The following is a 21,488-nucleotide window of genomic DNA, read 5'->3' on the forward strand; positions in this document are numbered from 1 at the left end:
CGATTTCTTATAAAATTTAAATAAATTTAATCTTGATAGATCAAGTTTGCTTTATCGATATTGTTGCTGTCGATCACAAGCAAATGCTTCCCATCAACTTCAACCTGAATTTCTTCATTTTCAAGGTCTACTGCGATAAGTTTTGCTTGAAATTTACGACGGTTTTCTACTGCTGCAATTAAACGCAAAGCAATTTGTTGTCCGATGTAGCCTTGCAACTGTTCTAGCTGAAAAAATGGACGGTCCCAACCCGGTGAAGAAACTTCTAATGAATACTCACCTGAAATTGGATCATGAACATCCAACATTGCGCCAACTTGTTGTGTTACACGCACACAATCTTGTACACCAATACCACGGCCTAGTTCTACTTCGCCATCTTCATTAATTACAGGCTCAGCATCTTCACTTACCGCTTTATCGATATAAATACGCAATAATGAACGTTTACCTTGTGGGAGAAACTCGATTCCCCAAAGGTCGACACCACATGCTTCCACTGCAGGAACAATTAAGTCATGCAATGCTTGGGATTTATTTGATAATTTCATTTACTCTCGTCATTCTCGTGCGATTCAATCGGTTGTTTTAACCGACACAGACCTACTATAGTGAAGCATGACTATTTGACCAATTGATGTCGACACTACACGATAGCGATACGATAACCAATAAAAAAGGGCGTTAATCGCCCCTATTTAGCACAGAAAACAATAGTCCACTGTGCAAAAAGGCCCACCTGTCTGTGAGCCTCTTTTAAGAAACTTGGTAGCGGGAGCTGGATTTGAACCAACGACCTTCGGGTTATGAGCCCGACGAGCTACCAGACTGCTCCATCCCGCATCAACGTGCAAAAATTATATACAAATATCGAAAAAAGTCAATGTAAACTTATCCAATATTCGCTTGATTAAGTTGCACCTTAATCAAATTGGTAGCGGGAGCTGGATTTGAACCAACGACCTTCGGGTTATGAGCCCGACGAGCTACCAGACTGCTCCATCCCGCATCAAAAAACTGCTTGCACTCAACTTTCTGGTTCAAAGTTGGTGCGGAAGGGGGGACTTGAACCCCCACGCCCGAAGGCACTACCACCTCAAGGTAGCGTGTCTACCAATTCCACCACCACCGCAGCTTGTGGGACGCATTCTAGTCCTTCCCACTGCAAAAGGAAAGCCCTATTTCGAATTATTGACTCGATTTCGGTGCATTTGGTGAAGTTTCAGGCGATGTCGTTTGAACTGGTGCCGTAGTTTGTACAGTTTTCAAACTATATGCCTCAGTCGTCTGTTTTTTTGCGAAAACAGCGAGAGTTAAACTCGTCACAAAAAACAACGCTGTTAAGATAGCAGTAAGTCGAGTAAGGAAGTTACCTGAACCTGAAGCACCAAATACAGTTGCTGCTCCGCCACCGCCGAAAGAAGCACCAGCATCAGCACCTTTACCATGTTGCACTAGAATCAAGGCAATCATCAGTACCGCTAAAATAATATGTACGATCAGTACAAAAGAGTGCATACCCTATCCTCGTTATTTACTTTGTGCAAAGGCTTGTACAATTTGATAAAAAGATGCTGCATTTAACGAAGCACCGCCTACCAACGCACCATTAATATCTGGACATGCCGCCAATTCAACCGCATTTTCAGCTTTTACACTACCGCCATATAAAATCGCAATGTCTGAACCCGCTGAGGTAATCTGACTTAAACCTTCACGAATCTTAGCATGCATTGCCTGTGCATCTTGTGGAGAAGCAGTTTTACCTGTCCCAATTGCCCAGATTGGCTCATAGGCAATTACAATTTGCTTTTGCCACTGCTCAGCAGTCACTACAGGAGCAATATCACAAATTTGTTGCAATACAACTTGTTCTGCCAAACCTTGTTCACGTTGGTCGAGGCTTTCACCGACACAATAAATGACAGTCAAGCCCGCATTTAATGCATTTTGGAGTTTAGCTTTCAAAATTTCAACGTTATCGCCAAAAATATCACGGCGCTCAGAATGTCCAACAAGTACAAAATTAATTTGGCTATCTTTTAATAGTTCTGCGCTGACTTCGCCAGTATACGCGCCAGTACCCGCTACACGCGATACATCTTGTGCAACTGTATATACTGTTCTTGCAGCATCTTGCAATTGTGTTTGTACCATTGCAAGTGCAATAGAAACCGGAGCAACCCCTACATGACAGCTTTCATCTGCAATTTGGTTTTGTTGCAATAGTTGTTTAAATTCTTCTATAAGTTGTTTGGCATTGGCACGCATTGGGTTCATTTTCCAGTTGCCAACTACCCAAGGCGTAATCGTCGAACCCGACATACGGCTCACCTTTCATCAAAAATGCAGCACATTCTACACGCATTTATACAAATTTCAGATACTTTTCTTTAACGGCTTTGCCCATATCTTTTCTACTAATTGAAAACAGTTATAAAACTTTATTGAATCTAAAGAATCGTCTTTCAAAAATTAATGAATAAAAACTTCGACTAGTTCAAGCTTTGGCGAGTGGATCAAGACCAGAGCATCATTTTCTCAGGTAGTAATTTTAGATAACAAAAGTATAATTTTTTATATACCAATTATAAACATATGAGCACAGGTAGGCAGATGTCAGTCTTAAATACATCTCCAAAATTTTCGGGGTTTTTTCGGCGATTAGTCGAAGAAAAACATGTGTCGGCAGCGACCATGCAAACAGCATTAGATGCAGCAAAAAGAGCTAAACGGGATACGGTGGCGTACCTGATTGAAGAGGTTCATCTCTCCCCTTCTTTATTAGCAGAAACAATTTCTATTGAATTTGCTGAACCATATTTTGATCTGGATGTTTACGACACAAACCAAATTCCCAAAGATTTGGTTGATCAGAAACTTGTTTTAAAACATCGGGTCTTACCTCTTATACAAAGAGGACAGATTTTATATGTCGCGACCAGCAATCCAAGTAATATTGAAGCGATTGATGCCATTCGCTTCAATAGCAAGCTCATGGTTGAGCCAGTTATTGTCGAGCACCATAAGCTTGAGAAAATTCTGGCACAGCAATTTACCGAAGAAAGTAGCTTCGAATTTAGTGATGAAGAGTTTGATCTTGATGTAGATCTTGAAGCTCCACCCTCACAAGAGGATGAGGAAGAAACGCCTCAAGGCGATGAAGCACCTATTGTTAAATATATTAATAAATTACTCATCGATGCAATTCGTATGGGGGCTTCAGACTTACATTTTGAACCCTATGAGAAATCATATCGGGTCCGTTACCGAGTCGACGGCGTGTTGCGTCAGATTGCAAATCCGCCTTTGCAATTGGCTAACCGTTTAGCTTCTCGTTTAAAAGTCATGTCTCAAATGGATATTTCCGAAAAACGAGTGCCTCAAGATGGTCGTATCAAGCTTAAGTTATCAAAAACTAAAGCCATCGATTTTCGTGTGAACTCACTTCCAACTTTGTTTGGTGAAAAATTGGTTCTGCGTATTCTAGATCCATCTAGCGCAATGCTCGGCATTGATGCTCTAGGATATGAAGAAGATCAGAAAGCTCTTTTTTTAGAAGCACTCGATAAACCACAAGGTATGCTTCTCATTACAGGCCCTACAGGTTCTGGTAAAACGGTATCTTTATATACAGGCTTAAATATTTTAAATACTGAAAGCTCTAATATTTCCACTGCCGAAGATCCAGTCGAAATCAACCTTGAAGGTATTAATCAGGTTAACGTTAACCCGAAAGTAGGTCTTACTTTTTCGGCCGCACTGAAATCTTTTTTACGTCAGGACCCTGACATTATTATGGTCGGTGAGATTCGTGACTTAGAAACGGCTGAGATTGCGATTAAGGCTGCACAAACCGGTCACATGGTAATGTCCACACTGCATACCAATAGTGCTCCAGAAACACTTACTCGCCTACGTAATATGGGTGTTCCATCCTTTAATATCGCGACGTCTGTCAATCTGGTGATTGCGCAACGTTTGGCGCGTCGGTTATGCCCGCAGTGTAAAATTCCTGCCGACATCCCTAAACAGAGCCTAATAGAAATGGGGTTTACCGAACAGGATTTAACCCACCCCGATTTTCAAGTTTTTCAACCAGTCGGTTGTACTGAGTGTCGTGAAGGCTACAAAGGTCGAGTAGGTATTTACGAGGTGATGAAAGTTACACCTGAAATTTCCAAGATTATTATGGAAGATGGCAATGCTTTAGAAATCGCTGCTGCTTCTGAAAAACTGGGGTTTAATAATCTGCGTCGTTCAGGGTTAAAGAAAGTCATGCAAGGCGTCACTTCCTTACAAGAAGTCAACCGCGTGACTAGTGAATAAAAGACAATTTAAAATAAGGATAATTCATGACTATCAAAAAGGCACAAATGATGCCGACTTTTGCTTATGAAGGGGTTGACCGTAAGGGCGTAAAAATTAAGGGCGAACTTCCAGCTAAGAATATGGCCTTAGCCAAAGTCACCCTACGCAAACAAGGTGTAACTGTCCGTAACATTCGGGAAAAGCGTAAAAATATTCTTGAGGGTTTATTTAAGAAGAAAGTATCAACACTCGATATCACAATTTTTACTAGGCAACTTGCAACGATGATGAAAGCAGGTGTGCCACTGGTACAAGGCTTTGAAATTGTAGCGGAGGGTCTAGAAAACCCAGCCATGCGCGAGGTGGTACTCGGGATTAAAGGTGAAGTTGAAGGTGGTAGTACCTTTGCTTCAGCTTTAAGAAAGTATCCTCAACACTTCGATAACTTGTTTTGTTCTCTCGTAGAGTCTGGCGAACAATCTGGTGCGCTTGAAACCATGTTGGACCGTGTAGCAATTTACAAAGAAAAAAGTGAATTACTTAAGCAGAAAATTAAGAAGGCTATGAAATATCCAGCAACGGTTATTGTTGTCGCTGTGGTTGTTACCATTATTTTGATGGTTAAAGTAGTTCCTGTTTTCCAAGACCTGTTTTCTTCTTTTGGTGCAGATTTACCTGCATTCACCCAAATGGTCGTGAACATGTCGAAATGGATGCAGGAATACTGGTTCATTATGATTATTGTGATTGGGGCAATTATTGCCGCATTTCTGGAAGCCAAGAAGCGTAGTAAAAAATTCCGTGATGGTTTAGATAAACTTACACTGAAACTACCTATCTTTGGCGATCTGGTTTATAAGGCGATTATTGCCCGTTATAGCCGTACTTTAGCCACTACGTTTGCGGCTGGTGTTCCGCTCATTGATGCGCTTGAGTCAACGGCTGGTGCAACCAATAATGTCATTTATGAAGAAGCCGTCATGAAAATTCGTGAAGATGTTGCTACAGGCCAACAACTCCAATTTGCAATGCGTGTTTCAAATCGTTTTCCATCTATGGCTATACAAATGGTCGCAATTGGTGAAGAATCTGGTGCACTAGACAGCATGCTCGATAAAGTTGCCACTTATTATGAAAATGAAGTTGATAATGCCGTTGATGGTTTAACTTCAATGATGGAACCTTTAATCATGGCAATTTTAGGGGTGCTCGTAGGCGGTCTAGTGATTGCGATGTACCTTCCAATTTTCCAAATGGGCTCAGTCATATAATGCAAGAAATTATTGCTTATTTTATTCAAAACTTAACTGCACTTTATATTGCAGTTGCACTATTGAGCCTATGTATTGGTAGTTTTTTGAATGTGGTGATTTATCGCACCCCGAAAATGATGGAGCAAGATTGGCAGCAGGAATTTCAAATGTTGCTTAATCCCGAACAACCCATCATTGAGCATGAAAAGCTGACATTAAGTAAACCTGCTTCATCATGTCCAGAGTGTCATCAACCTATTCGTTGGTATCAAAATATTCCTGTCATAAGTTGGTTGATGTTAAGAGGAAAATGTGGCCATTGCCAACATCCTATTAGTATTCGTTATCCAGCGATTGAATTACTCACCATGCTATGTTCATTAGTCGTGGTTATGGTATTTGGCCCAACCCTACAAATGCTTTGGGGACTAGTGCTCACTTGGGTTCTGATTGCTTTGACATTTATAGACTTTGATACTCAGCTGCTACCCGACCGTTTCACTCTACCTTTGGCTGCTCTCGGCTTAGGTATTAATACCTTTAATATTTACACCTCGCCTAACTCAGCTATTTGGGGATATTTAATCGGCTTTTTATGTCTTTGGATTGTGTATTACTTATTTAAAGTGATTACAGGCAAAGAGGGTATGGGCTACGGCGACTTTAAATTACTTGCCGCATTAGGCGCGTGGATGGGGCCATTGATGCTGCCATTAATTGTGCTATTGTCATCTTTACTTGGTGCAATTATTGGCATCATTTTACTAAAATTACGTAATGATAATCAGCCTTTTGCCTTTGGACCATATATTGCCATTGCGGGTTGGGTTGCCTTTTTATGGGGTGATCAGATTATGAAAATTTATTTGGGAGGTTAAGATGGCTTTTATTCTGGGAGTCACAGGTGGTATTGGCAGTGGAAAATCTGCTGCAACACAATGGTTTGAATCCCAAGGAATCCAAGTCGTCGATGCCGATATTGTTGCTCGCGAAGTGGTTGAAAAAGGCCAACCCGCCCTCCAAAAAATCCAACAAACTTTTGGAGATTGGGTGCTTCAACCCGATGGCAATCTAGATCGTCGTGCCCTACGTGAATATATTTTTCAAAACCCTGAAGCAAGACAAACACTTGAGAAAATCACGCATCCAGCCATTCGCCAATCCATTATTCAACAGCTACAAAACCCAAAAAGTCCTTATGTGATTTTAGTTTCACCACTACTTTTTGAAACCAACCAGCATGAATTGGTTAATCACACTCTATTAGTTGATGCGAGTGAACAAACTCAAATTCAACGTGCAAGCCAACGTGATGGGCAAAATCAAGAACAAATCCAGAAAATTATTGCAGCTCAAATGCCGCGCGAGCGTAAACGTGAACTTGCCAATGACATTGTATTTAATGACGGATTACTCGAACATTTATATCAGCAATTAGAGCCTTTACATCAAAGCTATTTGAAGCGCGCCAACTAGTTTTGCTTATTTTGCTGCTGAATCTTTTGTGCCAAGCTATCTTGTCGAAACCAGCGCCAAGGTTGTAAGGCACCGATTCCCATTCCAACCAAGCCCACAACAATTGATGGACTTAATAACTCGCCAAGTAAAGGTACAGCTAAAATGGCAGCAATAAACGGCGCCAAAGTGACAATACTTCCCGTTTTAAAAGCACCAAGTCGCTGAATGGCTGCCACATAAGTCAAAGTTGCGATAATAACGACAAACACACCGTGGAAAATGCCCTGTATCGCTAAATGAACAGGACTCACTTCCATGAAGTGTTTAGGCAAAAATAACGCATAGATGGGTAAATAAATAATTGCAGACCAAATCGCAACACTTGCCATAGAGTGCCATGCAGAAAGTTTCCACTGTTTAAGTAATACAGTGAAAATGCCCCACCAAATCGCACTAATAAAAAGAAGCAAATCCCCCACACCAAAGGCCGAAGCATTACCTTGCAACATCAACACACTCATGAGAGCCAAGGCAGTGATCATAATTGCCAGGCTAGCCCATGTATGCTTATCAAATGGTTGTCTAAATAAAATATATGCTGCGAACGCAGTACAAATTGGAATACAACCATTTAAAAAAATGGCAGCATGCGCAGCGGGAGCATAGAGAAACGCAGTGTAGACGGTAAGACAATAAATGACCCCACCAATAAGCGCCAAAATAACAGCGTGCTTACTCCACAAAAAAGCGAGATCTTTCTTATAGATCAGAATCGGCATCAAAATCAGGAAGGCGATAGCAAAGCGCAGTGCAGCAATGTCCCAAGCACTGATGTGCCACTGTGCATTTAAACGGGCAAAAAGTGTAAACCCGCCCCAAATGCACATGGTCACCAATACAAAAAAATAACCTTGCTTACGGGGAGACATATCAAGACTGCTTACAAAACTAGAAAGGCAGCTAGATTATACCTCAGAACGCTGACGACAAGCCTCATAAAGTGCCATACCCGTTGCCACACTCACATTTAGGCTTTGTAAATTTCCAGACATCGGAATATAAACTTTATGATCACACTGTGCCTGTGTAATTGGGCGTAAACCCGTATCTTCTGCTCCCATCACGATCACGACTGGACCAGAGAAATCACATTTTTGAATTGGCATTGCACTTTCATCAAGCATAGTGCCAATAACACGTGTATGAGTTGTCTCTTTGAGATGGGCTAATGTACGAGCCAAGTTTGTTACTTGGATGAATTTAACTTTCTCAGCTCCACCCGCTGCAACTTTACGAGCTGTTGGGGTTAAACTTGCCGAACGATCACGAGGCACAATCACCGCTTGCACGCCCATTGCAGCAGCGGTACGAATGCAAGCTCCTAAGTTATGCGGGTCTGTTACCTGATCTAATGCCAGCAATAAAGCATCTGGAGTTTCAGCTAAGATCTGATCTAGATCTTTTTCATTTAAAGTCGGATGCGGACGTACTGCTGCAACCACGCCTTGATGAAACGGTAGACCTGCAAGCTTTTCGAGACTATCACGGCTTGCTTTTTGTACACTAATTCCAAAAGGCTCTGCCAATTGCAAAATCTTTTGCAAACGCTGGTCATCCCGTCCTTTTAAAGTAAACAGGGTTAGCACACGTTCCGGCTCAAGTTCTAACAATGACTCCACTGAATGAACGCCATAATAATATTCCGGTTTTGCCATGCATGACCTCTAACAACGTTTGAGCAAAAAAATAAAAATCCTGCAAAGCCAACTTCACAGGATTTCTTTGGGCATAGTGTACCCGATTTGAATAGGAATTTCTTAGCCTTCTAAATGGCACACGTAATCGAGCACTTCATCAGTTTCGATTTTAAAAAGACTATTACCAGGCACATAAAATGATTGGCCTGCACGGAACAACTCACTTTCATTACTGTCCGCAATTGTTACACGGCATTCACCTGAAATAATTTCCATACGCTCAGGAACATGAGTTTCAAAAGTTAAAGCTTGCTCAGTCGGCAAAATAACACCTAGTGTTTTCTTCGTTCCATCTTCAAATTGCACGGTATGGCTGATACATGCTCCACCAAAATAAACGTTTGATTTTTTGATGACCGTTACATGATCAAATTGGGTTGAACTCATGCACACTCTCCAGATAATGCCGTATTTATATAAATTATGATGAATGTAGTTTAATTGTGCCTAAATAACTAATCAATCAGTTTTCATACGGATAGACTTGTAATTTCCACTGCTGTGCCTGAATTTTTTTGGCAAAAGCATAAGGTAAGTTAATCTCAATATTTCGACTACTCGACACAATTGCATCGTATCTGCAAACTTCGACCTGATTTTCATCTAGAAGTATCCAACATACTCTTTGTGCCGTTGGATGGGCAACTGCAGTAGCAATTATTGGTGAACCGTCATTCATTCCTACATGAAAATTTTCACTGTCGTTTTGCATTAACGCCAGATCATAAGCTGGAAAATCGATAGCATCTGAATCAAATTGCTGACTATCGTGTATAAGCACACTTTGTTTTAAAGTCGGCCAAATACAATAGCGCAAATAATGTTGATCCATCACCCGATTATCGAGATAACGTCCGGTGGCAACATAATCCCTGATATGTGCTTCAATATTATGAAAAATCCCTGTACACCCGCCCCACATTCCAGCCAAAATTAACTCAGTATGAGAATAATTATCTCGCATTAAGTGAAACCATTTATCACTCTTGAGCCAAGCATCGACAGCAGCCTTTTCGCGATGGGACACAATAGAGTCGGCATCACGTATCAGAAAACGCTTAATTGTCGAATCATCCATCACCAAAAAGCGCCAAAACAGACCCGATAGCTGTTTTTGAGAATCTGTAACTTGAATAACTTGCGCGCCTTTCTCTTTTAAGCGCTGTTGCACCAATACTGGCACCGTATCATCGACATAAAAGCGACACGTCCATTCAGGATAAATTTGTTTGGCTAACTGAGTATTTAAAATAGAGGTTTCACAATAGCGAGGATTTGCCCCAAACAAAGAAAAAGCAATAATATTTTCTTGAGGATTTGCACTAAAGGTTGGTGGTGCATGATCTGGAATTGCCAAAACAGGTTCGCTCTTCGCTAGTTCTTTTTTGGTTGCAATTGCCAAGCGTCCAAATTTGATTGTTTCTTCTTTTTTCTTTAAATGATGACAAACTTCTGTGAGTCCATCATATAAATTTGTATTTACGTTAGCTCCACTTGCTTGAATCGCTTGTAAATAATGTTGATGGGCATCGTTATAACGGCCTAAGCGCAATTCGGTATAAGCTAAATCTGATAAGGCGCCAGCATGCTTGGGAACCAAATTAACAGCTTGTTTAACATGTTGATAAGCTTTGGCATAATCCCCTTGTGCTGCTGCCTGTTTAAATGCATTAAAATGCTGATTTAAAATTTTATTCATTTCTGCAGGATTATTTTTTTTATGGCGGTTGATCATCCCTATTGGTGGTTTCGGTAAGCTTAATGTTTTTTTCATTGTAAATATCCGCAATCTTGCTGTTCTATAATTTCAGTTAGAATAATAGATCACTTGTAGCAAATTCAAAACTTCTCTATCTTTAACCCATAATTTGGCGCGTTGGATGCGTTTATGCTCACACATTTAACTTTAATTAATTTTGCATTAGCTGATCATTTGGCTATTGATATAGAACAAGGATTTAATGTTCTAACAGGCGAAACAGGTGCCGGAAAATCATTATTACTGGATGCACTCTCTGCCTGCCTAGGGGAACGTACAGATACAAATTATGTCCGTTATGGTTCGGACAAAGCGGATATCACCGCTGTTTTTACCTATCAGAATAATAGTCCTGAAGCAAAATGGCTCCAAGACCATGAGCTAGATGATGATTCTGGGGAAATTCATTTACGTCGTGTTATTTTTGCAACCGGACGCAGCAAAGCATGGGTTAATGGTCGCCCGAGCAGTCTATCTGAACTTAAAGAGTTAGGCCGTTTGCTGGTTCAACTCTATAGTCAGCACAGCCAGCAGCAGCTGCTTGAACCGCCTTATCCAAAGCATTGGCTAGACCGTTATAACAATTTTTATGCTGAAGCGAACGATGTACGTGAAGCCTATAGCACATGGCAACGTACCATCCGTTTGCATCAGGCAGCCTTAGATGCACAAGCAACCCGACTGCAACGTATTGGTACTTTAGAGCATCAAATTGAAGAACTCGAAGAGGTCATTCAAACTGACTATAAAGAAATTGAGCAAGAGTTCGATCGCCTCAGTCATCATGAACATATCATGCAAGACTGTAGCTATAGCTTAAATGTTTTAGATGAAGCTGAGCAAAACATTACTCAAGAAATGTCTTCGATTATTCGCAGATTAGAATCCCACGCGGGCCGCAGCGAACAACTTTCTGAGATTTATAATTCTTTATTGAATGCTCAAAGTGAAATAGATGATGCAACGGCAAACTTGCGTCAATTTATTGATCGACAAAGTTTTGATCCAGAACGAATGGAAGAGCTCAACTCTAAACTTGAAGTTTTCCATCGTTTAGCACGTAAATACCGAACTCAACCAGAAACGCTTAAAGAAGAATATGAAGCATGGCAAAATGAGCTTGAGCAATTACATCAACTTGAAGACCCAGAAACATTGGCAGAGCAAGTTGAAAAGTCTCATGAGGAATTCTTAGAAAAAGCTCAGCATTTAGATCATATTCGTCGTGAAGCTGCTGCCCCACTTGCTAAACAATTAACCGAACAAGTTAAACCTTTAGCGCTGCCAGAGGCACATTTCGAGTTTAAGTTTGAACCACTAGAGCAACCTAGCGCTGAAGGCTTAAGCTTTATTCAACTATTATTTACTGCCAATAAGGGTATTCCTCCACAACCATTAGCACGAGTAGCTTCAGGTGGTGAACTTTCACGTATTGCACTTGTCATGCAAGTCATGAACGCTGAAAAAACCGAAGCAGAAGTGTTAGTGTTTGATGAAATTGATGTCGGGATTAGTGGTGGAACCGCAGAAGTTGTGGGTCGTTTACTTGCTGACCTAGCCCAACATGTTCAACTTTTATGTATTACTCACCAAGCACAAGTTGCTGCTCAGTCAGATCAGCATTTATTAGTGAAGAAACAACAAACTGATCCAGCAAGCAGTACCATTGTACAACTTGATGAAAATCAAATTATTTCTGAATTAGCACGCATGTCAGGCGGTGTAGAAATTAATGAAACAACCTTGCAACACGCAAAACAATTACGCCAACTTAAATTTCAGGCTTCTTCAAATTAATAAAGAAAATGAGAGAAAAAGATTGGCGAAAACCGATTAACTCTTGTATGTTGATAAAAAGAACCTATATAGATAAAAGGGTCGAGAGACCCTCTAGTGACATTTTTTGAGGGAGAACCGCTTAGGTGACCAAACAATATCTGACTCACCGTTGTCTGATTGCCCCGCCAGAAATGGCAGATGACTTTTTCGCAAACACTGTAATTTATCTTGCCCGTCATGATGAAGAAGGTGCTCAAGGCATTATTATTAACCGCCCTTCCGGCATTCAAATTAAAGAATTACTCAATGATCTCGACATTGAAGCAGATAATGTAAATCCACATGTGGTTTTACAAGGTGGGCCATTACGTCCCGAGGCTGGATTCGTTCTTCATACTGGACAACCGACATGGCATTCATCTATCGCTGTAGGTGAAAATGTTTGTATTACCACCAGTAAAGATATTCTTGATGCGATTGCCCATAATGAAGGTGTTGGTCGATATCAAATTGCTTTAGGTTATGCGAGCTGGGGTAAAAACCAGCTAGAAGATGAAATTACACGCGGTGACTGGCTCATTTGTGATGCCGATATGGATCTGATTTTTAACCTGCCTTATGACGATCGTTGGGATGCAGCTTATAAAAAAATCGGTGTAGATCGTGCTTGGTTAGCATCTGAAATCGGACATGCTTAATGACCGAAACACAATCAAAATCGATTATGGCTTTTGACTTTGGTACTCAAAAAATGGGAATGGCGATTGGCCAGTCTTCAATTGAAAGTGCCAATCCTCTCCCTCTATTTGTGATGAAAGATGGTATTCCAAACTGGGATCAACTCTTAAAAATCGTGAAAGAATGGCAACCTGATCTATTTTTGGTTGGTTTGCCTTTGAATATGGATGATAGCGAGTCAGAACTTTCTACACGTGCTCGCAAATTTGCGAGACGTTTACGCCATCAAACCAATATTGAAACATTAATGGTAGATGAGCGTTTAACTACACGTGAAGCACGAGAAGAACTCGGTTTCTACCAAGAGCAAGGTCGAGCAAAAAAACTTTCTGCAGATAGTTTTGCAGCCGCTTTACTCATTCAGAGTTGGTATCGAAATCCAGTCGGTTTAACCCCGTAATATTAAAAAGGAAGGCTAAAGCCTTCCTTTTTTATTTTTCGATAATATGCACAGTTGCCGTACGTCCAGAGACAAAAGCAAGCTGGTTCTTTGGTGTTTCATCTAATACGATTTTCACAGGCACACGCTGCGCTAAACGAACCCAACTAAACGTTGGATTTACATTGGCAAGAAGTTTAGAGCTGCTTGAGCGTTCACGATCTTCAATACCCGATGCAATACCTTGTACATGGCCTTTAATTTTCTGGCTATCACCCATTAACTGTACACTGGCCTGATCGCCGACATGAATACGGTTTAACTTCGTCTCTTCAAAATAGCCCACAACATAGAGTTGTTTACGGTCAAGTAGTGCCGCAACAGCCTGACCAACTTGAACATAGTTACCTGGACGCATATCAAAGTTAGATAAAGTACCATCAGCTGGAGCAATTACCGCAGCACGATGCATATTAAGCTCGGCCAAATGCAAGTTGCTCGTTGCCGCCTCAATCAGAGCCTGTTGTTGCTTAACAGTTGCTTCCGCTTGTTGAATAGCAGCTTGGAGTTGCTCATGTTCAGCGTGAGATTGATCACGTGTTGCGAAAACCTGATCTTGTTCTTGTTTAGAGATAGCGCCATCCATAAGATTTGAATAGCGGCTTGCGTTTTTCTCGGCTAACTTAATATTCGTATCTGATTTAATCAGGTTCGCTTTTGCTTGCGCTAAACCAGCTTGCGCTTGTGCAAAGGCTGCATTTGCTTTTGCTAAATCAGATTTTGCTTGCTCTACGTCTAAAGCTCGGCGAGAAACATCAATTTTAAAGAGCACCTGACCTTTTTTTACAGTCTGGTTATCTTGAACCAATACTTCTGTCACAAGCCCCGCGACATCCGAAGATACTTGAATAACGTCACCACGAACTCGACCATCACGCGTCCACGGTGCTGCATTATAGTAATTCCATAAATGCACAATGGTATAGACCGCCACCATTAATGCGACAATCAAAATTACTGGACGGATGACTTTTTTCAAATCCACCTGATTCATTTCACTCACCTAACTCAATCTTTAATTTCGCAAACATCTCTACGCACCGACCCCAACAAAAATTTGATGTATTACCAAAAGTAATAAGAGGTAAAAACACAAATTAAAAATACTAGGTAATGCAATCCAGCCTTGTGCAATCAACTTATTTGTTAAAGGACTTAACCCACGGAAACAGATATATGCCAAGAGTGCTTGAACGAGCAAAGAAGGCACATAAATACCATAAACATTAAACTCACCCATTTGCTGTGGCTCCTCTTAGGGTGCTGCTTTCATTCATTTGCTCTGATGAAACATGGCACATGCTATAAGCAATATTGTTCAGTGAAATGAGTAGTCTTTGTCGCATAGTCATATCTTCAACATTTGAAGCAAGCTGTTTTAATTCAAATAATGCTCGGTAGATTTTCTCTACTAAAGCTGTCGTATCATTTCCGTCATTTTCTTTAGCTCTAAACAGCTCATCCAGATTTTGTTGCAAATCACCAATATGCTGAGTGAGTTCGGATGTTTGAGGAAACTGATTAGCCAACTCTTGTAATCGGCTTAAATCAACAATACTACTTGACTCAATTAGTGCTTGTTGAATTGAGGCTTTAATCTCATCCGATTGCACCATTTTGCTGTTCAGAATCCCAATCCGATCTAACATACTGCGTAGATGAACTTTAAAATCAAGGCCATATGGCAGATAGATCGCTTGTCGCATGGCGCGATAATGCAAGGCTAAAATACGGCTAGCACTCGTGTCTGGTGACATGGCACGAACAACATCAATGACAATCAAAGACACTAAAACACCTAAGATCATGGCAAATGAACTATCAAGATAAGACACCGCATCCATGCTATAAGCATTGTGCAGGTTTAGTCCCATCATGGTATTAATACCCAAAACCATTCCTACTGGCATTAGCATCTGGTTAGCCATCATAGACACTGCGAATAAGAACATCGGTAATAAAACCAGTCCAAGTTCCCAAAAAGTTGTGACATGTGGAAAAATACCGAACGCATAAACGAAAACTAAAACGGCTGAAGCAATACTGCCCCAGATAAAAATACGCAGAACCGGAACGGGGTTATCTAAGGCCGTTAAAATACAGGCGGTTACTGCACCCATTTGTGCCATCATAAATCCAGCTTTCCATCCCGAAACAATCCAGACTCCAGTCACAATAAATGTAATAAGAACTGCACTAATACCGCCTCGTATTGCCACACCATGGTCACGGTGCAAACTTGGATATTTGGTCGTCATTGGGGTAATGTTGTCAGGAATTTCTTTATTACCTTGCTGAATTCGCTGCCACAAGACTTTAACGGCCAACACATTGCTAATGAAATGGCGCACATCCATTTTCATAGCTGCAACCAAAACTTGTTGATGTGTCGAAGCCGATTCCATCAAACTTGCAAAATCACTTTCAAACTCATCAGGCAACTGCAAAATATTTTCATCAATAATCAGATCTTTTTGCTCTAAAAACTGTACAACATGAGCTGAAAGCTGTTGCAGTTTTTCTGCATGAGTCTCGATGAATCGCAGTTCTTGGAGCTGCTTGATACGCTCAGATAAAGCGACTAGATTAGCGACCACCATTGAGATTTGATGAAGCATTTCCTGCAAGGGTTTGGTCATGCCATGCAGTTCACCCTTTTCATAACTCAAATGTACTGCCAAGGCATGAATATCTGTGGTGTCGCGAGTAATGGCAGCCAAAAGCTGGGTATTGTTCTGCTGCGAATCTGTATTTAATAAATTAGCAAACAGATTTTCTGTATCTTTTAGGGCTTTTATCACCCGCTGTTTAATTGCTGAGCCAATATGCATTGGAAGAATCGTGGCAGAAACCACTGCACTTGAAATCACGCCAATCGAAATTTCTATAACCCGAGCTAAAGCAATATCGAATATATTGTATTGATCAATATAGGTAATCGCATTGAAGACGATCATGGCTGTCGAGTAACCCGCCAGCATAAAAGCATAACTACGTGGAGTACGATCAAGTAACGACACATAAAGCGCAAAACCCACCCACAACGACAACACCACGGTAAATATCCAAGGTGTATTAATTAAATGTGGTGTTAGAGTTAAGGCAATCACAGCTCCACCAATTGTCCCTACCACCCGATAGACACATTTAGAGGACACCATTCCTGAATATGGATTGGCAATAATCAGGACCGTACCAATCGACCACATCGGATTAATCAGATCTAATTCAAATGAAACAAATAGTGCCAACATTCCGGCAATAAATGTTTTTAAGGCAAAGATCAGATCAAGCCTACTCGGGCGGAACGCCAGTATTTGCTTTAATAACATGAACTCATCTCAAATACAGATTTGAACTGATGAGCATGCCCTTCAATATTTGATTGTCTTTCTAAAGACAACACAACTTTGCCATTTGCCTCAAAGCAAATGATATGAGGAGCATCCTTCAATACAATGATTTTTCCACATCTCGCCTGATTGGCCGAGATGATTTCAGTTTGGGCGCCATTTAAACGGCCAAGCTTTGGAAAGAAGAGGTATCAAGAAATCAATCTGGAACCGACCAATTTCTCAATTAGATATTTTGTTTGTCAATTTTTTCAAAATAAAGCGATTTAGTCAACTAAAATATCTCTATTTGATAATTTGATATATTTTTTAATTATCGTATATGATGTATAAGCCAAGAGAAGTTTTCTCTTTGTCAGAGTAAAATACTCAAATCAGGCATTTATTTTAGAATTGAGACAAACCTTCTTTTTTTCTGTTATAAAAACTCAAAGATGACTCGTTGTTAAAGGATACGAACAAGACATTATGGCAATTTCAAGTTTTGGCAAAATTTTAACAGTACTGGATCTATTTTCAGTTTCGCGTCCAATCATTAATGTCGATATTATTTGCGAAGAACTTGGCTTGTCCAAACCAACGAGTTACCGTTACCTCAAAGAACTAGTATCGGCTGATCTATTAAAGCGTATTAATGGAACCTCTGGCGATTATACCTTAGGCTCAAAAATTGCTGTTCTTGACTATATATCCAGAACAACCGATCCATTAGTTCAGATCAGCACACCGTTTATGCGAAATATTGTAGAACGTACCGAACTGTGCTGTTTGCTTACCTATTTAAATGATGACTATTGCATTGACATACATCATGAAATATTTAAAGACACTGAGCTACTTTCATATGGCCGAGGGTGCCCAAGACCGATTTACGTTGGATCATCTCCAAAAACAATGGTTTCGCATTTAAGTAAGCAGCGCATGCAAGACTACTACCACCGTTATCAGCAAGAATTAAAACAATCAGGTTTTGCTGAAGATGAACCAAGCTTTATTCAGCGTATGCGTAAAATTAAAAAACAAGGGTTCTATTTCTCACAAGGTGAGATTGACCCAAATGTTTCAGGTCTAGCGGTTCCTGTCCGTTTTTCAAACAAAGAAGTACCTTTGGCTTTGACCTTAGTTGCCTCTAAAAATCGTTTTGATTTTTTAAATGTTGAAAAGCTCATCGAAATTTTGCAAGAAAATGCAGCACTTATTGAACAACGTTTTATGGAGTTATCTGAAAAAGGGGAAATCTAAACCCCCACCTTATGATAATTTAAACTTTTCTTACACTTTAAAACATTGAATATATCACAATATTCTCATATTATGATTTTAGCTCCTATTGATGATTCTTTTCATCAGCAGCTCATCAATAGAAGCATCCCCCTCAGAGGAATAAGCTCATGCTACCATCATGAGCTTTTTTCTTGCCCTATTTTTATAACAACTTAAATTGCCGAAAAGTAAGATTAATACGTGGTTGTAAAATCTTTGTTGAGCGATTTAAACGGTGTTGCCAATATTGTTGAGTCTCACCACGCATCACAATGAGTTGGCCTGGCTGTAGCCACAATTCAACTTTCTCTTTACTTTGAATATGCCTAAAAGAAAATTTACGGGTAGCACCAAAGCTTAAAGAAGCGATTGTTGTCGTTCTTGCCAAAGAAACATCCGAGTCACTGTGCCAAGCCATTCCTTGGGTTCCATCTTCATAAAGATTTGCCAAACAAGAATTAAATTTTTCTGAAAGTATTTGCTCTACCTGTTGTTTTAGTTTGGCGAGTGCTTTGTCCCAAGGCAAAGAGTCACGTGCGACACCCGAATATTTATATTGATAGTAGTCATCTCCATACCATGCAACTTTTCGAGCTGTAATAAAGTGCTTGCCATACAACTTAGCCTCGTCATGTTTCCATGCGAGGTGTTGATAAAGATAATGAAAATATTGTTCAGCTTCTTCTGGGCTTAAAATACAACCATAGTCCTGAACTTCACCATCGTAGGGTAATAAATTCTCACAAGGCTCTGGAGAAAATAAATCCAAGGTCATACAGTTTCTCCATGTTGCTTTGACATCTCCCAAGCTAACAATGCCAATTTACGCCCCTTTTGCCAATGATATTCTCCAACCATCCCTGTGGCACGGATCACTCGATGACAGGGAATCAGATATGCAATCGGATTTTGTCCAATTGCTGTAGCAACGGCTCTAACTGCTTTAGGCTTCCCAATTTGCTCTGCAATATCTTGATAAGTCCGCAATTGGCCTTCTGGAATGGTGAGCAAGGCCTCCCATACTTGTAGCTGAAATGGAGTTCCAGCCAAATTAAGAGGAAGTTTTTGCTGTAAATGTTCTGAAAAATCCTGTTCAAACCACTTTGAAATTTGTTGATGCCAAATCGGTGACTGATTTTTCAATTGAGCTTTCGGAAAGTACTGCTTAATTAGTTGTTCAATATTCTCGTGAGTTTCGATAAACCTTATAGAACATATCCCTTTTTCACTACTGACAACCAACAACTCACCAAAGGGGCTTGTCTCAACCGAATAATTAAGAATAACGCCTTCGCCTTGTTGTTTATATTCACCAGGCGTCATCCCTTCAAGCTGAATAAACAGATCGTGTAAACGTCCTGTGCCAGATAAACCCGTATTTAAAGCAGTTTCCAATAAACTCCGTTGTTGCAACAGATGATATTTGGCCTGTTGCAAACTCATATATTGCACAAATTTTTTGGGGCTAATCCCTACCCATTCCTGAAACTGGCGTTGAATATAGCTTGGGCTTAAATTCATATGACTCGCAACATCGTCAAGACTGGGTTGCTGATCTAAATGTTCATATAAATATTCAATCACAGTGGCAATTACAGCAAATTGCCGAGAAGAAAGCATTTGCATGTGTCACCTCCTTAGCACTTATATCTTACATTAAAGTAGCCAAAGCCCTATGACGACCCGATTCTTGCACTCTTTAAAAATAAAAAAAGCCTTTCATTGTAGAAAGGCTTAATCATTCAATATGCAGCACTTAAGGTTGCTTTAAATAAGGCCAAGCTGCTTTAAGATAAATAAACATTGACCATAAAGTTAAAATGACTGCTGTATATAACAAAGCATATGCGAGCATTTCTAAAGGCTGCCAATTAAGTAAGAACACACTAATGGCAATCATCTGAAAGGCTGTTTTATATTTACCTACAGTCGATACTGCCACACTGGTTCGTGCGCCAAGTTCCGCCATCCATTCACGTAAAGCAGAAACTGTAATTTCGCGTGAAATAATCACAATTGCTGCAAAGGCCATTGAGATCGTTGGATTCCACTGTACTAAAACGATCAGTGCAGCCGCCACCATGAGCTTATCTGCAACTGGATCTAAAAAACGGCCAAATGCTGAAGTTTGGTTTAAAGTTCGTGCCAAATAGCCATCAAACCAATCGGTAATAGCAGCAAACACAAAAATAGCCGTCAAGATAATATGACGACTCATACTTCCTTCATGCTCACCAATACCCATTGCAGGCGGCCAATATGCGATCACCAAAAATACAGGAATAAGCGCAATACGCGCTAATGTTAGGATATTTGGGATATTCAGGATTCGCCCTGTGGTCATAAACACCGCCAATTAAGTCTTCATGCATCTTGTAACAGACAAAAATACTTTCTTCAATATTGTATCTATCTGTAACAGCCACTTTATACGAAATATATGAATCGAGGAAGTGGACTGCTTAGGTAAATACCGTAACAGTTTGCCGTAAAATTGCAATTAAATGATCATTTTGGTCCCAAAGATGGGCATATTCTGTGGAATAACCTTCACCTGCATATTCAGTTACCACTTTATATTTAAACCAGTCACACAATTGATGTGGAAACGGATGTACATAGGTAATGTGCCAAGTTAAAGAGCTCGCAGGAGCAACTTGCTTAAACATTGGCAAGACACCAGGCGGCCAAATATCCATCAAAACAATTAAATCTGGCAAAGTCATTTGACGATTTTCATGCTTATCGGGATTAAACCTTGACCATCCTCCAAAGTCAGCATACTGACTTCCTGTAACAGGATAATGACCTTCTGCCCAACATACATCAAAATGTTGATAGCATTCTGGCATTTGTCTAGCAAAAGGAATAGGTTGCAACTCTTCAGGTTGCCTATAAACTGGAACGATAGGCTCATGTCGCACTTCAATATTCGATGCACGAGGCACACCAAAGCTTGCGACCAAAATCGTTTGTACCGCCCCATCTTGCCATAAACGTGTTTCAAGTGTAGTGACCGACTTTCCTTCTCTTAAAATTTCAATAGTCAATTGGGCAGGTCCCTGCTGTACAGGGCCCACGAAAGTAACACTACAACTTAATAATCTTTTATTTGGATCTTGAATATTGCAACAAGCTTTTTGCATGAGTAGTCCAGCAACAAGACCACCAAAAACAGTTCGTCCTTGTAACCACCCTTCAGGTATTTCAATCGATTCCTTTTGCTTTATTTCTTCAAACAATTGCAGTAATGACATTTACTTCCCTAAAGCACTCCGACTCTTGATGAAACATCTTTCATCATTTTAAAGGGAATGTGAATGATCATTCTTCTACTTATATACCAACTATTTGGTCACTCGGCATAGAAACCTATCG

23 protein-coding genes and 3 tRNA genes are annotated in these 21,488 nt (G+C 40.3%); 8 read left to right on the top strand and 18 right to left on the bottom strand.

Annotated elements, in window-relative coordinates; all coding sequences use genetic code 11:
• Positions 1–26: 26 nt before the first annotated feature.
• The 6 genes from rimP to tpiA all read right to left on the bottom strand — a co-directional run bounded on the left by rimP (position 27) and on the right by tpiA (position 2,325).
• Positions 27–551, bottom strand: coding sequence for a ribosome maturation factor RimP (rimP, locus tag ACXM0J_RS05180; RefSeq protein WP_086264340.1), 525 nt, complete (start codon positions 549–551; stop codon positions 27–29).
• Positions 552–766: 215 nt separating this feature from the next.
• A tRNA-Met gene (locus tag ACXM0J_RS05185) sits at positions 767–843 on the bottom strand.
• An 89-nt stretch (positions 844–932) separates the two neighbouring features.
• A tRNA-Met gene (locus tag ACXM0J_RS05190) sits at positions 933–1,009 on the bottom strand.
• A gap of 38 nt (positions 1,010–1,047) precedes the next feature.
• A tRNA-Leu gene (locus tag ACXM0J_RS05195) sits at positions 1,048–1,132 on the bottom strand.
• A 56-nt stretch (positions 1,133–1,188) separates the two neighbouring features.
• Complete coding sequence (secG, locus tag ACXM0J_RS05200) at positions 1,189–1,518, bottom strand: preprotein translocase subunit SecG (RefSeq protein WP_032005670.1); 330 nt, start codon at positions 1,516–1,518, stop codon at positions 1,189–1,191.
• Positions 1,519–1,530: 12 nt separating this feature from the next.
• The gene (gene tpiA / locus ACXM0J_RS05205; protein WP_005065878.1) at positions 1,531–2,325 is read right to left on the bottom strand and encodes a triose-phosphate isomerase; all 795 of its coding nucleotides are present in this window, start codon (positions 2,323–2,325) and stop codon (positions 1,531–1,533) included.
• Between the two features lie 291 nt (positions 2,326–2,616).
• Here tpiA and pilB point away from each other — a divergent pair, with 291 nt between their 5' ends.
• Genes pilB through coaE form a run of 4 tightly spaced genes read left to right on the top strand, consistent with a single transcriptional unit; the run spans position 2,617 to position 7,040 of the window.
• Entirely contained in the window at positions 2,617–4,329 is a 1,713-nt protein-coding gene (pilB, locus tag ACXM0J_RS05210; RefSeq protein WP_086264341.1) for a type IV-A pilus assembly ATPase PilB, read from the top strand.
• A 26-nt stretch (positions 4,330–4,355) separates the two neighbouring features.
• Positions 4,356–5,582: a type II secretion system F family protein gene (locus ACXM0J_RS05215; RefSeq protein ID WP_005065874.1), complete on the top strand. Its 1,227-nt coding sequence runs from the start codon at positions 4,356–4,358 to the stop codon at positions 5,580–5,582.
• On the top strand, positions 5,582–6,442 hold the full coding sequence (locus ACXM0J_RS05220; RefSeq protein ID WP_086264342.1) for a prepilin peptidase: 861 nt from the start codon (positions 5,582–5,584) through the stop codon (positions 6,440–6,442). The genes ACXM0J_RS05215 and ACXM0J_RS05220 overlap by 1 nt, the downstream gene beginning before the upstream one ends.
• 1 nt (position 6,443) lies before the next feature.
• Entirely contained in the window at positions 6,444–7,040 is a 597-nt protein-coding gene (gene coaE, locus ACXM0J_RS05225) for a dephospho-CoA kinase (protein ID WP_005065869.1), read from the top strand.
• On the opposite strand, the gene ACXM0J_RS05230 is transcribed toward coaE, so the two are convergent.
• From ACXM0J_RS05230 to ACXM0J_RS05245, 4 genes are all read right to left on the bottom strand, one after another.
• Positions 7,037–7,951 (bottom strand): DMT family transporter, encoded by a 915-nt coding sequence (locus ACXM0J_RS05230; protein WP_240282410.1) that lies wholly within the window; start codon positions 7,949–7,951, stop codon positions 7,037–7,039. The two genes, coaE and ACXM0J_RS05230, sit on opposite strands and share 4 nt — an antisense overlap.
• Positions 7,952–7,987: 36 nt before the next feature.
• Positions 7,988–8,737: a 23S rRNA (guanosine(2251)-2'-O)-methyltransferase RlmB gene (gene rlmB / locus ACXM0J_RS05235; protein ID WP_005079348.1), complete on the bottom strand. Its 750-nt coding sequence runs from the start codon at positions 8,735–8,737 to the stop codon at positions 7,988–7,990.
• Positions 8,738–8,839: 102 nt separating this feature from the next.
• Positions 8,840–9,166 (bottom strand): pyrimidine/purine nucleoside phosphorylase, encoded by a 327-nt coding sequence (ppnP, locus tag ACXM0J_RS05240; protein WP_002115102.1) that lies wholly within the window; start codon positions 9,164–9,166, stop codon positions 8,840–8,842.
• A gap of 76 nt (positions 9,167–9,242) precedes the next feature.
• On the bottom strand, positions 9,243–10,553 hold the full coding sequence (locus tag ACXM0J_RS05245; protein ID WP_086264344.1) for a tetratricopeptide repeat protein: 1,311 nt from the start codon (positions 10,551–10,553) through the stop codon (positions 9,243–9,245).
• Positions 10,554–10,667: 114 nt separating this feature from the next.
• Between ACXM0J_RS05245 and recN the strand changes: the two genes are divergently transcribed.
• The 3 genes from recN (at position 10,668) to ruvX (ending at position 13,455) form a co-directional block, all read left to right on the top strand.
• Positions 10,668–12,335: a DNA repair protein RecN gene (gene recN / locus ACXM0J_RS05250; RefSeq protein WP_086264345.1), complete on the top strand. Its 1,668-nt coding sequence runs from the start codon at positions 10,668–10,670 to the stop codon at positions 12,333–12,335.
• Positions 12,336–12,460: 125 nt separating this feature from the next.
• A complete protein-coding gene (locus ACXM0J_RS05255) occupies positions 12,461–13,015 on the top strand; it encodes a YqgE/AlgH family protein (protein ID WP_002114753.1) in 555 nt (184 codons plus the stop codon).
• Positions 13,015–13,455, top strand: coding sequence for a Holliday junction resolvase RuvX (ruvX, locus tag ACXM0J_RS05260; protein ID WP_002115066.1), 441 nt, complete (start codon positions 13,015–13,017; stop codon positions 13,453–13,455). Before ACXM0J_RS05255 ends, ruvX begins: the two co-directional genes overlap by 1 nt.
• Before the next feature lie 31 nt (positions 13,456–13,486).
• Here the strand turns inward: ruvX and ACXM0J_RS05265 are convergent, their stop codons facing one another.
• From ACXM0J_RS05265 to ACXM0J_RS05280, 4 genes are read right to left on the bottom strand one after another with little or no spacing between them, the layout of a single operon-like run.
• On the bottom strand, positions 13,487–14,488 hold the full coding sequence (locus ACXM0J_RS05265; protein WP_002114928.1) for an HlyD family secretion protein: 1,002 nt from the start codon (positions 14,486–14,488) through the stop codon (positions 13,487–13,489).
• A gap of 39 nt (positions 14,489–14,527) precedes the next feature.
• Positions 14,528–14,734: a DUF1656 domain-containing protein gene (locus ACXM0J_RS05270; RefSeq protein ID WP_002115096.1), complete on the bottom strand. Its 207-nt coding sequence runs from the start codon at positions 14,732–14,734 to the stop codon at positions 14,528–14,530.
• Positions 14,727–16,826 carry an FUSC family protein gene (locus ACXM0J_RS05275; RefSeq protein WP_086264346.1) on the bottom strand — a complete coding sequence of 700 codons (2,100 nt, stop codon included), beginning with the start codon at positions 16,824–16,826 and terminating at the stop codon, positions 14,727–14,729. Before ACXM0J_RS05275 ends, ACXM0J_RS05270 begins: the two co-directional genes overlap by 8 nt.
• Complete coding sequence (locus ACXM0J_RS05280) at positions 16,817–16,948, bottom strand: hypothetical protein (RefSeq protein WP_002115031.1); 132 nt, start codon at positions 16,946–16,948, stop codon at positions 16,817–16,819. Before ACXM0J_RS05280 ends, ACXM0J_RS05275 begins: the two co-directional genes overlap by 10 nt.
• 367 nt (positions 16,949–17,315) lie before the next feature.
• Between ACXM0J_RS05280 and ACXM0J_RS05285 the strand changes: the two genes are divergently transcribed.
• Positions 17,316–18,089, top strand: a complete 774-nt coding sequence (locus ACXM0J_RS05285; protein WP_002114686.1) for an IclR family transcriptional regulator — start codon at positions 17,316–17,318, stop codon at positions 18,087–18,089.
• 184 nt (positions 18,090–18,273) lie between these two features.
• On the opposite strand, the gene ACXM0J_RS05290 is transcribed toward ACXM0J_RS05285, so the two are convergent.
• The 4 genes from ACXM0J_RS05290 to ACXM0J_RS05305 form a co-directional block, all read right to left on the bottom strand.
• Positions 18,274–18,885: an alpha-ketoglutarate-dependent dioxygenase AlkB family protein gene (locus ACXM0J_RS05290; RefSeq protein ID WP_032012481.1), complete on the bottom strand. Its 612-nt coding sequence runs from the start codon at positions 18,883–18,885 to the stop codon at positions 18,274–18,276.
• On the bottom strand, positions 18,882–19,736 hold the full coding sequence (locus ACXM0J_RS05295) for a methylated-DNA--[protein]-cysteine S-methyltransferase (RefSeq protein WP_139841452.1): 855 nt from the start codon (positions 19,734–19,736) through the stop codon (positions 18,882–18,884). The genes ACXM0J_RS05290 and ACXM0J_RS05295 overlap by 4 nt, the downstream gene beginning before the upstream one ends.
• A 130-nt stretch (positions 19,737–19,866) precedes the next feature.
• Complete coding sequence (gene pgsA / locus ACXM0J_RS05300; RefSeq protein ID WP_002114808.1) at positions 19,867–20,454, bottom strand: CDP-diacylglycerol--glycerol-3-phosphate 3-phosphatidyltransferase; 588 nt, start codon at positions 20,452–20,454, stop codon at positions 19,867–19,869.
• Positions 20,455–20,572: 118 nt separating this feature from the next.
• Entirely contained in the window at positions 20,573–21,367 is a 795-nt protein-coding gene (locus tag ACXM0J_RS05305) for a thioesterase family protein (protein WP_032053002.1), read from the bottom strand.
• Between the last annotated feature and the right edge of the window lie 121 nt (positions 21,368–21,488).

This window comes from Acinetobacter sp. GRABPA_MV_2, from assembly GCF_056725885.1.

Excerpts from the sequence above, each read along its gene's own strand:
- rimP (WP_086264340.1), bottom strand. The coding sequence starts at position 551 with ATGAAATTATCAAATAAATCCCAAGCATTGCATGACTTAATTGTTCCT.
- secG (WP_032005670.1), bottom strand. The coding sequence starts at position 1,518 with ATGCACTCTTTTGTACTGATCGTACATATTATTTTAGCGGTACTGATG.
- tpiA (WP_005065878.1), bottom strand. The coding sequence starts at position 2,325 with ATGTCGGGTTCGACGATTACGCCTTGGGTAGTTGGCAACTGGAAAATG.
- pilB (WP_086264341.1), top strand. The coding sequence starts at position 2,617 with ATGTCAGTCTTAAATACATCTCCAAAATTTTCGGGGTTTTTTCGGCGA.
- ACXM0J_RS05215 (WP_005065874.1), top strand. The coding sequence starts at position 4,356 with ATGACTATCAAAAAGGCACAAATGATGCCGACTTTTGCTTATGAAGGG.
- ACXM0J_RS05220 (WP_086264342.1), top strand. The coding sequence starts at position 5,582 with ATGCAAGAAATTATTGCTTATTTTATTCAAAACTTAACTGCACTTTAT.
- coaE (WP_005065869.1), top strand. The coding sequence starts at position 6,444 with ATGGCTTTTATTCTGGGAGTCACAGGTGGTATTGGCAGTGGAAAATCT.
- ACXM0J_RS05230 (WP_240282410.1), bottom strand. The coding sequence starts at position 7,951 with ATGTCTCCCCGTAAGCAAGGTTATTTTTTTGTATTGGTGACCATGTGC.
- rlmB (WP_005079348.1), bottom strand. The coding sequence starts at position 8,737 with ATGGCAAAACCGGAATATTATTATGGCGTTCATTCAGTGGAGTCATTG.
- ppnP (WP_002115102.1), bottom strand. The coding sequence starts at position 9,166 with ATGAGTTCAACCCAATTTGATCATGTAACGGTCATCAAAAAATCAAAC.
- ACXM0J_RS05245 (WP_086264344.1), bottom strand. The coding sequence starts at position 10,553 with ATGAAAAAAACATTAAGCTTACCGAAACCACCAATAGGGATGATCAAC.
- recN (WP_086264345.1), top strand. The coding sequence starts at position 10,668 with ATGCTCACACATTTAACTTTAATTAATTTTGCATTAGCTGATCATTTG.
- ruvX (WP_002115066.1), top strand. The coding sequence starts at position 13,015 with ATGACCGAAACACAATCAAAATCGATTATGGCTTTTGACTTTGGTACT.
- ACXM0J_RS05265 (WP_002114928.1), bottom strand. The coding sequence starts at position 14,488 with ATGAATCAGGTGGATTTGAAAAAAGTCATCCGTCCAGTAATTTTGATT.
- ACXM0J_RS05270 (WP_002115096.1), bottom strand. The coding sequence starts at position 14,734 with ATGGGTGAGTTTAATGTTTATGGTATTTATGTGCCTTCTTTGCTCGTT.
- ACXM0J_RS05275 (WP_086264346.1), bottom strand. The coding sequence starts at position 16,826 with ATGTTATTAAAGCAAATACTGGCGTTCCGCCCGAGTAGGCTTGATCTG.
- ACXM0J_RS05285 (WP_002114686.1), top strand. The coding sequence starts at position 17,316 with ATGGCAATTTCAAGTTTTGGCAAAATTTTAACAGTACTGGATCTATTT.
- ACXM0J_RS05290 (WP_032012481.1), bottom strand. The coding sequence starts at position 18,885 with ATGACCTTGGATTTATTTTCTCCAGAGCCTTGTGAGAATTTATTACCC.
- ACXM0J_RS05295 (WP_139841452.1), bottom strand. The coding sequence starts at position 19,736 with ATGCAAATGCTTTCTTCTCGGCAATTTGCTGTAATTGCCACTGTGATT.
- pgsA (WP_002114808.1), bottom strand. The coding sequence starts at position 20,454 with ATGACCACAGGGCGAATCCTGAATATCCCAAATATCCTAACATTAGCG.
- ACXM0J_RS05305 (WP_032053002.1), bottom strand. The coding sequence starts at position 21,367 with ATGTCATTACTGCAATTGTTTGAAGAAATAAAGCAAAAGGAATCGATT.